This window comes from Bacillus sp. 5RYD7K (genome assembly GCF_059831465.1).
On record NZ_CP191200.1, the window covers coordinates 3,799,212 to 3,813,236 of the forward strand.

A 14,025-nucleotide genomic window follows, 5' to 3' on the forward strand; every position below is an offset into this window, starting at 1 on the left:
GTTTAGTTCTACTTGTCCAGCTCTTTCAGCACGACCGCTGCAAGCGCGTCGATAAATTCGGGCTGTGCGTTCGGCATGGCCGGACGATAGTAGCTTGCGCCGACTTCATCGGTCACAGCTTTGCATTCGTAATCATTATCGTAAAGCACCTCTAAATGATCGGCAACGAAGCCTGCGGGCACGTATACAAATGCTTTATAAGGATGCTTTTGATACAGCTCGCGCGTGAGATCCTGCACGTCCGGCCCGAGCCACGGATCAGGGGTGTTCCCTTCGCTCTGCCAGCCGACTGCGTAATCGGTAATTCCGGCGCCTTCGGCAATCAGTTTTGCGGATTCCTCCAGCTGGTCAGGGTACGGATCGCCGTATTCTTTAATTTTTTCAGGAAGGCTGTGCGCTGAGACGATCAGCATCGCGTCATCCCGTTCTTCTTTCGGCATTGATTCATACGTTTTCTTCACCTGGCTGACCCAATAATCAACGAATTTCGGTTCATCATACCAGCTTTCAACCGACTTGATGGTCAAGCCGCCAAGCTTCTCCGCTTCTTCTTTGGCGCGTTTGTTGTATGACTGGACGCTGAATGTTGAAAAATGAGGGGCGAGCACCAGGCTGACAGCTTCTGTAATACCGTCTTTATGCATGTCCGCCACCGCGTCTTCGATAAACGGTTCAATATGTTTTAATCCGATGTACACTTTGAATGTGACGTCGTCCTGGATTTCATTTAGACGCTGTCCGAGCTTCTCCGCCTGCTCCTTCGTAATTTTTGCAAGCGGCGAAATGCCTCCGATCGCTTCATATCTGTCTTTTAAGTCTTGAAGCATGTGCGGCTCCGGCTTTCTTCCGCGTCTGATATGTGTATAATAACGTTCTATATCTTCTTCTTTGTAAGGCGTTCCGTAGGCCATGACGAGAAGTCCCATTTTCTTTTTGCTGCTCATTTTGTTAAACACCTCTTTTGATGGTCTGTCTATCTTGATTTTGACAGGAAAATCTTCTTATAACCAACGATCTGCTCAGGAAGATTGTTCCCCTATTTTAGCCGCGGAGTATTCATGCACAAACGCCGTCAGCCTTTTCAGCGTTTCCGGGTTTACATCAGGGAATACGCCGTGTCCTAAATTGAAAATAAACCGATCCGTTTTCATACCCTGGTCAAGAATCGCTTTCGCTTTTTTCTCGATGACCTCCCAAGGCGCAAGAAGAAGCGACGGATCAAGATTACCCTGAACCGTTTTTGTGATGCCTTGTTTTCTGGCTTCATCTATGCTGAGTCTCCAATCAAGACCGACAACGTCAAGAGGAAGGTCATGCCAGTCTCCGGCCAGGTGGCTTGCGCCTACGCCGAACATGATCAGCGGAACTTGTTCTGCTGAAAGCTCCCGGAAAATCCTGTCCATCACCGGTTTTATAAATTGCCGGTAATCTTCGCGGTTCAGCGCGCCGACCCAGGAATCAAAAATCTGAATGGCTTTTGCGCCGGCGTTAATCTGCGCTTTTGCATAAACGATAATCATATCCGCGAGCTTGTCCATCAGCATCTGCCACGCTTGCGGCATACTGTGCATGAACGCTTTTGTTTTGTTGTAATTTTTAGAAGGACCGCCTTCAATCATATAACTGGCCAGCGTAAAAGGCGCTCCCGAAAAACCGATGAGCGGGACATTCAGCTGTTCGTTTACGAGTAATTTGATCGTTTCCAGCACGTAAGGAACATCCTGTTCGGGATTCAGTTCGCCGAGCTTTTCAATATCCGCAGCAGAGCGCACCGGCTGATCGATCACCGGGCCGATTCCGTTTTTAATTTCTACATCCACTCCGATATAAGGAAGAGGCGTCATAATATCTTTATATAAAATGGCAGCGTCCACTCCGTACTGCTCGACCGGAAGTCTCGTCACATACGCGCACAGCTCGGGCTGATGCGTAATTTCGACTAAGCCGTACTTTTCCTTCAGCTTGCGGTATTCCGGCTGTGACCTCCCCGCCTGTCTCATGTACCAGACAGGGACGTGATTTGTTTTTTCTCCCCGTGCCGCTTTTAAAAACGTATCATTAAACGCTTCTCGTTTACTCATCTGAATTTCCACCTTTCCTCCTGCAACCATACGTTCGTGTTCTTCGCCCATTACACTATACCTTGTTTTTTTAAAATGGTATAGAATTGAGGCCTAATGTTCAAAAAATCGCCGAATTCATCATTAAGAAGAGAAAAGCTTCGGCTGAACGTATTCCGTTCCCTCTCCTTCTTGATTCGTCTGTGAATTATATGGAACGACTTTGTATGAAGCCCCTGAAAACAGATTGGCGTATGGTATGTCAAAACTGCCTTTTCCTTTCACCGAATCCAGAAGCTTGTCTTTTCCGTCTTTCTTTTCATATATTCGGTAAACAACCCGATCATCCTTTTGGGCATCCCATTTTAATTGAACCGTAATCAGTCCCATCGCCTTAAATGTATAACCGGCCGACAGGGACTTCACCGCTTTCAGTTCAATTGGGCTTCCCAGTTCTTTCACATTTTCGGGCTTTTTGAATGTTTTGCCGTTTTCCCCCGCTTTTGTGACGATATCTTTAAAGAGTCTGACAGGATACTGGCTTCCGCCTTTCAGGTAATGGGTTTTATCTGTTTTGTCATACCCCATCCAGATGGCTCCCGTCAGCCCGGGAGTGTATCCCGCAAACCAGGCGTCCTTCGTGGCGCCGGGGACGCCAGTAAATGACGTCGTGCCGGTTTTCCCCGCCAGGCCGCCCTGATAGCTGCCTTGTGAAGCGGTTCCTTCTTTTACGACCTGCTGAAGCATCCTCGTCATATTCCATGCCGTCTGTCCGCTGAAGACGCGCGTTTTGCCGTTTTTAGGCCCGGATATCGTTTCTCCGTCTTCGTCCGTGATGTTCTCTATAAAAAATGGCTTCGTATACATTCCGTTTGCCGCAAATGTATGATAAGCCCCGGCCAGCTGAAGCGGGGTGACGCCTTCTGACAGACCGCCCAGCGCAATCGCGAGTCCGTTGTCAGAAATGTTTATGCCGTTTTTATTAAGATACGATTTTCCCGTATCCACGCCGATCTGCTTCAATGTCCAGACAGCGGGCGCATTTATGCTGTATGTGATTGCGTCCTGCATCGTCACTTGCCCCTTGTACTGTCCGTCATAATTTTTCGGTTCGTACCCGTTGTAAGACTGCAGTTTGTCTTGAAGAAGCGAGTATGGTTTGAACTTGTCCTCCTGCATGGCGGGCCCGTATACGGCAAGCGGCTTAAATGTTGAGCCCGGCTGCCGCGGCGCCGTTACCCTGTTGTATCCTTTTGTCACGTAGTCGCGCCCGCCGACCGCCGCGCGGACGCCTCCGGTTTTATTATCAATAAAGACGGCGCTTCCTTCCGCCGCCTGATCCGTTCCCGGAAAATAGCCGCTTTCTCTCATGAGCGTGTATGCCGTTTTCTGCAGTTTGGAATCAAGCGATGTCCGGATCGTATAGCCGCCTTGAAGAAGCTGTTCGCCTGACATCGAATAACGGGATTCCGCCTCCTTGATGACAAGATCGATATAACTGTCAAACCAAGGCGTTTCAGATGTTTTCTTGATATGAAGCCCCAGTGTCCTGCCTTGGGCCCTGACGGCTTCTTTTGCGCTGATATAGCCTTGATCGTTCATCATGGAAAGAATCGTATCGCGCCGCTCTTTATTTTTGCCGGGATGCTGAATCGGCGAATAAAGGGAAGGCGCCTTCGGTATAGCCGCCAGAACGGCGCCTTCTGCAACGGTTAAATCTTTTACTTCTTTATTAAAATAGTAGTGAGACGCGGCTTGAATGCCGTAAACGCCATGGCCGAAATAGAGCTGGTTCAGGTACATTTCAAGCAGCTTATCCTTGCTGTAATCACGCTCAAGATTGATGGCGATAATGACTTCCTTCGTTTTGCGCAAAAATGTTTTATCATGAGTCAGAAAAATGTTTTTCGCCAGCTGCTGGGTGATCGTGCTTCCGCCCTCCACCTTGCCGCCCGCTAAAATATCCCGGAACATCGCCCGGCCGACAGACTTCACATCAATGCCGTGATGTTCGTAAAACCGTTTATCTTCAACGGCGATAAAGGCATCTCTCACATCTTCAGGGACTTCCTGAATGGATACCGGTTCGCGATTTTCCGTATAAAGACTCGCGATTTCATCACCGTTTTGATCGACGATTTTTGAAGATGCGTGCAGGATTAATTTCTTTTCATCGATGACATAATGGCCGAGAAATATAATGATAATGTATCCGATTAACGCGAGAAAAGCGGTTACCGCCGCAATTACAGCCGGAATAAAGAATCTTTTTTTCTTTTTCAGCATAAGTCACCTCGCCTTTCTTAACTTGTAGTATGGGAAATATTGTTTCGAATTATGTCAGAATGAGTCGCCAATAGAAACTTATACCACTCTTTTGTTATACTAGCAAGCAGGAGGTGGCTGATATGAAGGTTTATATTACATATGGGACAGCCGATTTTTTAAAGACGATTGCAAAGAAACACCCAAATGAGAATATGGTGCTGATGCAAGGAGAGGAAAATGCGATTTTAATCCATGAAACAAATGGAGAAACCGTTTTTCAGGCGCCCCATTCCTATGAAAGCATCGACAGTGTCGGGGAAATCAAACATCCGGGCTACGCCGTCCTCAATAACATCGCCGTTACCCAGGAAGGCCGTCCGCTGTTTGAAAACCGGTTTAAAAACCGCGCCGGCAAAGTGGAAAATGAACCCGGCTTTAAAGCCATCCGCGTATTAAGGCCGCTTGAAGGCGATACGTATGTCATCCTGACCCTGTGGGAAGAGGAAAAAGCCTTTCAGGGCTGGCAGCAGTCAAACTCTTATCAGGAAGCCCATAAAAAACGCGGAACATCAGCCGGCATCGACACGACGTCCATTTTCTCCCGCCCGTCTTATGTAACCGCTTATTACGCTATAGATTAAAACCGCCGGAGATTCTCCGGCTTTTTTTAGTCCCGGATTTTCCGCTTCCCCCTTTGCACCTTCCGCCCGCCTATGAATAACCTGTAACAATCCTATTTATAAACGGAGTGGTTCAATTGGGGATCGGCGTCTACTCGGTACATCTGCTTTATGTTGCTTTTATCGCGGCCATTATCGTTTTTATGCTTCTCAGAAAAGATACAACCTTTATTTCACTTGCCGGTATTTTTGTGATTGCGCTATGGACGACGCATTCATTCTCCGCTTCGGTCAGCAGCCTGTTTCACAGCTTCACGTATGCCGCCGGGGAATTGCTGCCGACGATTTTTATTATTTGTTTTATCGTGGCGATGAGCGGCCTTTTGACTAAAACAGGTATTAATGAAGCGATGATTTCTCCGTTTGCAAAGCTGATGAAGGGGCCGGCTGCCGCGTATTGGATCATCGGCTGCCTGATGTTTGCCATCTCTCTTTTTTTCTGGCCGTCACCCGGTGTGGCGCTGATCGGCGCTGTGCTGCTTCCCGCGGCGATCCGGGCGGGCCTTTCTCCGATCGCCGCGGCAATGGCGATGAACCTGTTCGGCCACGGATTCGCTTTATCAGGTGATTACGTCATTCAGGCGGCGCCGAAATTGACAGCCGATGCCGCAGGCGTTCCTGTGGGCGACGTCATGCAGGCTAGTATTCCGCTCGTTTTAATCATGGGGTTAACGACGACAATCACCGCTTTTTTTCTCATCATGCGGGAGCGAAAAAAAACGCAGGTCCCCCTCTCCTTTGACAGCTCCGGTTCTTTGGACACAAGCATGTATCTCCCGAAAAAACTCAGGGTGACTCTGGCTGTTCTCATTCCGCTTGTTTTCCTCGCCGATATTATCTGCATGATCGTCTACCGCCTGCAGGGAAATGATGCGACGGCGCTCGTGGGGGGAACGGCGATCGGCATTCTCCTGATCATTCATTTCATCGTGCATAAGCAGCGGCATTTAGAAAAGATCACTGAGTATTTTATCGGCGGTTTTCAATTCGGCTTTAAAGTATTCGGCCCCGTCATTCCGATCGCGGCTTTCTTTTATCTTGGTGACGCGGGATTTAAAAGTATGTTGAACACCCCCTTGCCGAAAGGATCTGCGGGTATCGTCAATGACCTTGGTCTGGCGCTGTCCCATTCCTTTCCGATGTCCGGGGAATTCGCCGGCATCGCCCTGACCGCAGTCGGCGCGATTACCGGGCTTGACGGTTCAGGCTTTTCCGGTATTTCTCTTGCGGGCTCTATGGCAAAGCTGTTTTCCGCCGCGCTTCATACGAATCCGGCCGTGTTAACGGCGCTGGGCCAGATTTCAGCGATCTGGGTCGGGGGCGGAACATTGGTCCCTTGGGCACTTATTCCCGCAGCGGCTATTTGTAAAGTTGACCCGTTTGAGCTTGCCAGAAAAAACTTTATCCCGGTGACGGCCGGACTTATCGTCACGACGATTGCTGCCATCATCATTCTTCCGTAGCAAAAAGATTGAAATCTTCTGACATTTTCTATACAATCATGGGAAAAGCAGACGAGGGGGCACCGCTTTTGACATTAACGACACTTCAAAAAAGCTTGTACGCTCAGCTTGACGGGCTGTACGAGGAAATGGTTGAAATCAGACGTCACCTTCACAGGAATCCCGAGCTTTCCTTTAAAGAGAAAAAAACGCCGGCATTCATCGCTTCGTTTTATGAAAAGCTCGGCGTTCCGATCCGGACGAACGTGGGGGGAAACGGTGTCACAGCCTATATTGAAGGCGGAGAACCGGGACCTTGTATCGCGCTCAGGGCTGATTTTGATGCTTTGCCGATACAGGATGAAAAAGATGTGCCCTATGCTTCACAAATTCCCGGCGTCATGCACGCCTGCGGCCACGACGGCCATACGGCGGCTCTGCTTGCTGCCGGAAAAGTGCTTTATCACAACCGGGAAAAACTGAAAGGATCATTTGTGATGATCCACCAGCACGCCGAGGAATTATCTCCCGGCGGAGCAAAATCAATGATTGAGGACGGCTGCCTTGAACATGTCGATGCCGTTTTCGGCACACACCTATGGGCGACTGAACCCGTCGGAACGGTCTTATGCCGCCCGGGCCCAGTGATGGCCGCCGCCGACGGCTTTACGATTAAAGTCATCGGCAAAGGCGGCCACGGCGCGATCCCTCACGATACGAAAGACGCCGTTTTAATCGGCTCACAAATCGTCACTGCCCTTCAGCATATCGTGAGCCGGCGTGTAAACCCTATGCAGCCGGCCGTCATCTCAGCGGGCTCATTCATCGCTGAAAATCCGTTTAACGCCATTGCTGATCAGGCAGTCATCACAGGCACCGTACGCTCGTTTGATGAAGGGGTGCGCAGCCTGCTCGAAGCAGAAATAGAAGCCGTCGTAAAAGGGATCTGTTCCATGCACTCCGCTTCCTATGAGTATCGTTTCAAACGCGGCTATCCCGCCGTCGTTAATCATCCGGAGGAAGCGGCGCACGCTGCGGCAGCCGCCGCGGAAACAGACGGCGTCACGAAAGTCGTTGAAGGAGAGCCGCAGATGGCGGGAGAGGATTTTTCCTATTATCTGCAGCATACAAAAGGCGCTTTTTTCTTTACGGGCGCCGCTTTAGACGATGCGAAATCTATTTACCCTCACCATCATCCGAAATTTGATTTTAATGAAAAAGCGATGCTGACCGCCGCCAAGGTGCTGATCGGCGCCGCGGTGAGCTACCCCCGATAGGGCACTAAAAAACAGCCGGTACATTACGTACCGGCTGCTGTAATTCTTAAATGATAAACGTGCCTTGCCGTCTCGCCGAGCTGTGACAGCAGTTTATAATTGGCCGCTCCGCCCACGGCGGCTCCGACGACCGGCAAAAGCTGAAACAATTTCACCACGTCCAGATAGTCGCGGTATTCCTGCTGAAAAACTCTCCAATCAACTTCATGCTTTTTTGAATCCCAATGTTCAATCATTGAATATATGCGTTTCCGCTGTTCACCGCTTGAGAAAGCAAGCTGAAAAATAAACAGCAAAAACAATCGTTCATCTCTATCATTCACATCATAGCCGTAAATGGAGGCAAGATCGAACAGACATTTCATTTTAATGGACAACAGCAAAGGAAAGTCGGCCATCCCCAAAAAAATTCCGCCGGCCCCCGTACCGATGCCCTCGGCTGCCGCCACCTTTTGATAGGATGCGATGGTTTGTCTGGCGAGGGCATCTTTTTCTGAAAGCGACATGCCGCTTGTATCCCGCTTGCTTTTTATCAGGTTTGACCCCGCCATTGTTGCTTCGGTCATTTTTTTAATGCTTTCTGTGATGACGGCATGAATTTTTCCGGGAATCCGCTCATTTATTTTCGCCTGCATGCCTTTAGAAAAACGTTCAAATATGGAATCCTTACGCAAAAAACGCGCTTTCCATTGCAGGGCTTCCTGTATCAGCTGCTGATCGCCGGTCATCCGCGTCTCCTTCTTTCGTATAGGTTTCAAAAACCCGTTTGATTACAGCCTGCCGTACTTTTTCAATCTGCCGCCCATATACGAAGGCATAATCACGAAGATCAGGACGGCTGAAGCGATAGCGGCATAAAGCGCCCCGCTGACTCCCGCGGCATAGGCCGACGCTGCCGAAAACAGCAGTGCCTGCACGGTTAACGCCGATTTCATCAGTGAAAAGAAACTTTTCAGCTTCGCTTTCTGATTGACCGGGTAAAGCTCCTGTAACGACAGATGATGAAAATGCCCGAACAGCGGCAAAAGCTGTATCCCCGTAATAAAGACGGTAAATACGGTTAACGCCGCCGTTATCAACGGATTGGCGGAAACGAGCATAATAATCAGGATAAAAATAATCGTGAGCCTGACCTGAATGCCCAGATAATCATTTGAACGAAGAAAGGCCCGGGCATACATATAGGAGAACGTTTTCCGCTGGTCGAACGGAATCATTCTGAGCAAAAAGTCGAGATACGCCCGGCGTTTTGCCTGTTTCTTCAAGTGAGGCACATCGGTAAACAGATTGGCGATTCTGTAAAACCGCTGCTTCCTTCTTAATTCATATTCAATATGAGCTTCCCATTTTAACGATTTATGTTTCGCGGCTGATGTGAAATAGACATAAAGGCCGGCCATCACAATGTAGACGGCGGCAGCGTACAGATAAAACGATTGTAAGACGAAGTATAAAAGCAGCATGTTGCAGATAAAGCGTATCACCGCATCCATCATTTTCATACTTCTGTCATTCATAAATGTCATCCGCCACTCCATGGCCTGATTCCACGCTTTCACCGCCAGCATCTGAATAAAAACGGCGGCATACGACGCAAGCGACGCCCCCGGACTTACAGCGAAAAACAGAGGCATGCATACAAGCGACAGGGCGATAAGCGGAAACAGCTGTGACAGATAGCTGTACTTGAATGCATGCTTAAAGTAAGTCCCCATTTTCGGTTCAAGCGGCAGCAGAAACACGAGATCCGCTTCCTTTAACAGCGTCCGGACGTATGAACCCGTCAGCACGATAGAAAAGAGCACCGCCATCACCCAAAAGGACGGGAAATGAACGGGAATGTCTTTGACCCATTTGCTGTACCAGCTCGCAGCGCCCGCAATAAAAAAGATCAGGACAATGACGAGATGATCATTGAGCATATATTTCATATACATTCTGGTTTCCTTTATATGCTCTTCAAGCCGGGACTGCCAAATCGTAGACATATTATTCATGGCCGGCGTCTTCCTTCGTCAGTTCAATATATAAATCATCAAGAGCGGCGTCTCTCATGCCGAACTGCTCTCTCAATTCTTCCAGCGTGCCGCTTGCGCGTACTTCGCCGTTATGTAAAATGATGAAAGCGTCACAGTAGCGCTCTGCCGTCGCCAGTATATGCGTTGACATCAGCACGCTTGATCCGGCTTTTTTCGCGGCGTCCATCCGTTCCAGCAATGCATTGATCGCAAGCGGGTCAAGCCCGAGAAACGGCTCGTCAATAATATAAAGCGAAGGCTCCGCGAGAAACGCGCACATGATCATGACCTTCTGCTTCATCCCTTTGGAAAAGTGAGCGGGAAACCATTTCAGCCTTTTTTCCATTCTGAATTCTTTCAGAAGCGGCGGAAGCCTTTTTTCAAGCGTTTCTTTCGAAAGGCCGTACGCCATGGCCGTCAGCTCCAAATGCTCTTTGAGCGTCAGTTCTTCATACAGCACCGGCGTTTCGGGGATATACGTAAATTGCGAACGATAGCCCTCTTTATCCTCTGAAAACGTCTTGCCATTCAGCTCGATCGAGCCTTTATGCGGGTCCATTAAACCGATAATATGCCGGATCGTCGTGCTCTTGCCCGCGCCGTTTAATCCGATGAGTCCGACAATCTGGTTCGGCTCAAGGGTGAATGAAACATTTTTTAAAACCGGGTTTCTCGTATAACCGCCGGTTAAGTCTTTTACCGATAGCAGAGACATAATTTCTCCCCTTCTGATTCGTTTTTCTTCATAGTACCAAAAATAAAGGCTGATTTGAAACGATTCCCTTTTTTTCTCACGTAAAAAGCCTGCATAGTTATCGTGATAGCGGACATCATAATGTGTGTAGAAGGAAACAGCTTTAATCAACTGAAAATGAGGTGTTTATAAAAGACGTCTTAGAACAGTTGGATGAAAATCAACATGTCTTATGCTTACAATTTCTTCACACACTGCTTTGATGATGTTCTTCAGTCATGATGAAATAATCAAATGAGGTGTTTGTCCCAGGAATGATCAAGCAGACCCATAAGTCTTCATTTTAAAAACAAATGAGGTGCTTACAAAAGGCATATTCAATTTTCTGTGATAAAGCTCGTACTTCTGCATCAGGATGAACGCCAGCCGTTCATCCTGTTTTTTATTTCGGCGGGTTTTGTGGTACGATGAGAATATACATATATTTCTTTTCAGGGAGGAAACCCATCTATGCACAAAGCGGACGATTGTATTTTCTGCAAAATCATTGCCGGCGACATTCCGTCTTCAAAAGTATATGAAAACGAACACGTCGTTGCGTTTCTCGATATCAGCCAGGTCACAAAAGGCCACACGCTCGTCATTCCGAAAACACATATCGAAAACGTGTACGAGTTTACGCCTGAGCTTTCTAAAGAATATTTTGAAGCGGTGCCGAAAATCGCGCGTGCCATCCGGGATGAATTCGAGCCGATCGGGCTGAATATTCTCAATAACAACGGTGAAAAAGCGGGCCAATCCGTGTTCCATTTTCACATGCATATCATTCCGCGTTACGGAAAAGGCGACGGATTCGGAGCCGTCTGGAAGACACATGCCGAAGACTATACGCCTGACGATCTTCAGGAGATCGCCTCAACCGTCAGAAAACGGCTTGCCTCATCTTAAGGATGAGGTTTTTTTGCGCCCGAAACATAAAATACATAAAATAATATTTTTTCATATCAAAAAAATCTAAAAATTGTGATAGGATAATTGTATTATTTCTTACACTAAAGCGGAAAACAGGGAGAGATCGTAAAAATGGAACGTACAACGAATTTCAATGCAGGACCCGCAGCCCTTCCACTGGATGTGCTGCAAAAAGCACAGAAAGAATTTATCAACTTCAATGATACCGGCATGTCTGTCATGGAGCTGTCCCACCGGAGCACAGAATATGACGCGGTGCATCAAAAAGCGAAAACCCTTCTGAAAGAACTGATGGATATCCCCGACGATTATGAAATTTTATTTCTCCAAGGCGGAGCAAGCCTTCAATTCTCAATGCTGCCGATGAACTTTTTAACGCCGGAGAAGACGGCGCACTTCATTGTGACGGGCGCATGGTCTGAAAAGGCCCTCGCTGAGGCGAAACTGTTCGGAAACACATCCGTCACGGCAACAAGCGCAGATTCAAACCACAATCATATACCGAAAGCGGACCTCTCACAGATAAAAGACGGCGCCTACTTGCATATTACGTCCAACAACACGATTTTCGGAACGCAGTGGAAAGAGTTCCCGAATTCACCGATTCCGCTCGCAGCCGACATGTCAAGCGACATCCTGAGCAGAAAATTTGATGTCAAAAAGTTTGATGTCATCTACGGCGGAGCCCAGAAAAACCTCGGGCCGTCCGGCGTTACGGTCGTCATCATGAAAAAATCATGGCTTGAAAACGAAAACGCCAACGTTCCTAAAATTTTGAAATATTCCACCCACACAAAAGCCGATTCACTGTATAATACGCCGCCTACATTTGCGATTTATATGCTGAGCCTCGTCCTTGAATGGCTGGCTGAAAACGGCGGTGTCGAAGCGGCTGAGCGGCGCAACCGGGAAAAGGCGGATGTCCTGTACGGCACAATCGATGCAAGCGGCGGATTTTACGCGGGCCATGCCGAAAAAGACAGCCGTTCTCATATGAATATTACATTCACCCTCCGCGACAGCAGTCTGACGAAAAAATTCGTTGAAGAAGCGAAAGCGGCAAAAATGACCGGACTCGCCGGCCACCGCTCAGTCGGAGGCTGCAGGGCGTCTGTTTACAACGCCGTCAGCCTCGCTGATTGTGAAAAACTGGCTCAGTTTATGAGAAAGTTCCAGCAGGAAAACGAATAAATTTCTTCTACCCTGACAGTTCCTTTGATATACTGTTTGCATATCAATTTTTCCGGCCATCGCAATAAATGACGAGCATATTATTGGATGGCGAAAAAGCTTAGCAGAGGAGAGCTTAGTATGAAAACAAAAGAATTAGTCATTATGGCCCTGTTTGCGGCAATCGGAGCGGTGCTTCATTCCATTATGCCGCCGGTTTTATTCGGAATGAAACCCGACATGATGCTTGTGATGATGTTCATGGGAATTCTGTTATTCCCCCGTGTGCAGAACGTGCTGATGATCGGGATTGTTACGGGAATCATTTCCGCACTCACGACATCTTTTCCGGGGGGACAGCTTCCGAATATCATTGAAAAACCGGTAACGGCGTTTCTGTTTCTCGCACTGGCGCTTTTGGTGAAAAAAAGCGTGAAAACAGCGGCGGCTGCCGTCATTACGATAGCCGGCACTTTCATCTCCGGTGTGATCTTTCTGGCGCTGGCCCTTTTGATTGTCGGCCTGCCGGGCGGATTCACGGCATTGGTGCTCGCGGTCGTCCTTCCGGCGGCTGCGCTGAACGCGATCGCCATTATCATCATGTATCCGATTGTGCAGACGATCTTAAAACGGTCCAATATGATTGAAACGGCAAAATAGCCGCATACTGAAACCTCTTCCGGCCGGAAGAGGTTTTTTAATGTGTTTCAGCATGTTTCATACGAGAAGTTTTGTGAAAAAGATAAGGAACAATGCGAGGGCGGTTCCTGCTGAGCAGACAATGGCCTTTTGGCGGACGACCCGCTTCGGCGGATAAGAAGCGGCCTGACCGAGCAGTTTCAGGTAATAAACGGCGCCCGCCGCAAAGACAAGAGCCATACAAGATAAAACAATCATGAAGACAGACAACCTTCTCCCTCCTTTTCCCTTAAAAAATATGCTAAAATAAAGCAAGCTATGTATAGAAGTTTATTCTTCTGAACAAAAATGGTAAAAGCTTATGAGAAAAAAAACGGGGTGATTTCAAATGGCTGACGGACGTTCCCTTTTAACAGGCCTTTTCGTAGGCGGATTGATCGGAGGCGCAGCGGTTTTGCTTTCGGCTCCTTCATCCGGAAAAGAGCTGCGGGGCAAAATCAAAGCGAATTGTAATTCTATTGAGGACACAATCAAACGGTTAAAAAAAGACGGAATGGCGCTGAAAGACCAGCTTGTCCAAACGGCGAAAGAAAGCGCCGAAGTCATTAAAGACGTAGGCGGAGAGCTTCAGACAAGCATTAAAAGGTGGCAGGAGGAAATCAAGCCGCACCAGCAGGATCTCCAAAAGGAAATCGCTGATATTGAAGAGAAAATCAGACAGCTGGAGAAAACCTTACAAAACTAATATCCTATACAACCAAAAAAAGTGCGGACATATTGCGTTCCGCACTTTTTTTTGCGGTTT

At 48.1% G+C, this 14,025-nt stretch carries 14 protein-coding genes; 7 read left to right on the plus strand and 7 right to left on the minus strand.

Features of this window, described 5'->3' with window-relative positions:
• Positions 1-8: 8 nt before the first annotated feature.
• The 3 genes from hemH to ACQE26_RS18625 all read right to left on the minus strand — a co-directional run bounded on the left by hemH (position 9) and on the right by ACQE26_RS18625 (position 4,346).
• A complete protein-coding gene (gene hemH / locus ACQE26_RS18615; RefSeq protein WP_016938333.1) occupies positions 9-944 on the minus strand; it encodes a ferrochelatase in 936 nt (311 codons plus the stop codon).
• A 75-nt stretch (positions 945-1,019) separates the two neighbouring features.
• Positions 1,020-2,081: a uroporphyrinogen decarboxylase gene (gene hemE / locus ACQE26_RS18620; RefSeq protein ID WP_029575331.1), complete on the minus strand. Its 1,062-nt coding sequence runs from the start codon at positions 2,079-2,081 to the stop codon at positions 1,020-1,022.
• A 123-nt stretch (positions 2,082-2,204) separates the two neighbouring features.
• Positions 2,205-4,346, minus strand: a complete 2,142-nt coding sequence (locus ACQE26_RS18625) for a transglycosylase domain-containing protein (RefSeq protein WP_045925272.1) — start codon at positions 4,344-4,346, stop codon at positions 2,205-2,207.
• A gap of 122 nt (positions 4,347-4,468) precedes the next feature.
• On the opposite strand from ACQE26_RS18625, the gene hmoB reads away from it, so the two are divergent.
• The 3 genes from hmoB (at position 4,469) to ACQE26_RS18640 (ending at position 7,727) form a co-directional block, all read left to right on the plus strand.
• Positions 4,469-4,969, plus strand: a complete 501-nt coding sequence (gene hmoB / locus ACQE26_RS18630) for a heme-degrading oxygenase HmoB (RefSeq protein ID WP_438421544.1) — start codon at positions 4,469-4,471, stop codon at positions 4,967-4,969.
• Between the two features lie 116 nt (positions 4,970-5,085).
• Positions 5,086-6,471, plus strand: coding sequence for a hypothetical protein (locus ACQE26_RS18635; RefSeq protein WP_049628213.1), 1,386 nt, complete (start codon positions 5,086-5,088; stop codon positions 6,469-6,471).
• Positions 6,472-6,539: 68 nt separating this feature from the next.
• On the plus strand, positions 6,540-7,727 hold the full coding sequence (locus ACQE26_RS18640; RefSeq protein WP_500470267.1) for a M20 family metallopeptidase: 1,188 nt from the start codon (positions 6,540-6,542) through the stop codon (positions 7,725-7,727).
• A gap of 23 nt (positions 7,728-7,750) precedes the next feature.
• On the opposite strand, the gene ACQE26_RS18645 is transcribed toward ACQE26_RS18640, so the two are convergent.
• Genes ACQE26_RS18645 through ecsA form a run of 3 tightly spaced genes read right to left on the minus strand, consistent with a single transcriptional unit; the run spans position 7,751 to position 10,460 of the window.
• Positions 7,751-8,455, minus strand: a complete 705-nt coding sequence (locus tag ACQE26_RS18645) for an EcsC family protein (RefSeq protein WP_500470268.1) — start codon at positions 8,453-8,455, stop codon at positions 7,751-7,753.
• Between the two features lie 42 nt (positions 8,456-8,497).
• Complete coding sequence (locus ACQE26_RS18650) at positions 8,498-9,724, minus strand: ABC transporter permease (protein WP_500470269.1); 1,227 nt, start codon at positions 9,722-9,724, stop codon at positions 8,498-8,500.
• The gene (gene ecsA, locus ACQE26_RS18655) at positions 9,717-10,460 is read right to left on the minus strand and encodes an ABC transporter ATP-binding protein EcsA (RefSeq protein WP_016938341.1); all 744 of its coding nucleotides are present in this window, start codon (positions 10,458-10,460) and stop codon (positions 9,717-9,719) included. The genes ACQE26_RS18650 and ecsA overlap by 8 nt, the downstream gene beginning before the upstream one ends.
• A gap of 489 nt (positions 10,461-10,949) precedes the next feature.
• Between ecsA and ACQE26_RS18660 the strand changes: the two genes are divergently transcribed.
• The 3 genes from ACQE26_RS18660 to ACQE26_RS18670 all read left to right on the plus strand — a co-directional run bounded on the left by ACQE26_RS18660 (position 10,950) and on the right by ACQE26_RS18670 (position 13,241).
• Positions 10,950-11,387: an HIT family protein gene (locus ACQE26_RS18660; RefSeq protein ID WP_007409220.1), complete on the plus strand. Its 438-nt coding sequence runs from the start codon at positions 10,950-10,952 to the stop codon at positions 11,385-11,387.
• 135 nt (positions 11,388-11,522) lie between these two features.
• Complete coding sequence (gene serC / locus ACQE26_RS18665) at positions 11,523-12,602, plus strand: 3-phosphoserine/phosphohydroxythreonine transaminase (protein WP_500470270.1); 1,080 nt, start codon at positions 11,523-11,525, stop codon at positions 12,600-12,602.
• Positions 12,603-12,722: 120 nt separating this feature from the next.
• A complete protein-coding gene (locus ACQE26_RS18670; RefSeq protein WP_016938343.1) occupies positions 12,723-13,241 on the plus strand; it encodes a tryptophan transporter in 519 nt (172 codons plus the stop codon).
• A 57-nt stretch (positions 13,242-13,298) separates the two neighbouring features.
• Here the strand turns inward: ACQE26_RS18670 and yhzF are convergent, their stop codons facing one another.
• Positions 13,299-13,490 (minus strand): membrane protein YhzF, encoded by a 192-nt coding sequence (gene yhzF, locus ACQE26_RS18675; RefSeq protein WP_007409223.1) that lies wholly within the window; start codon positions 13,488-13,490, stop codon positions 13,299-13,301.
• Positions 13,491-13,608: 118 nt separating this feature from the next.
• Between yhzF and ACQE26_RS18680 the strand changes: the two genes are divergently transcribed.
• Positions 13,609-13,965 (plus strand): YtxH domain-containing protein, encoded by a 357-nt coding sequence (locus tag ACQE26_RS18680; RefSeq protein ID WP_007409224.1) that lies wholly within the window; start codon positions 13,609-13,611, stop codon positions 13,963-13,965.
• Positions 13,966-14,025 lie beyond the last annotated feature (60 nt).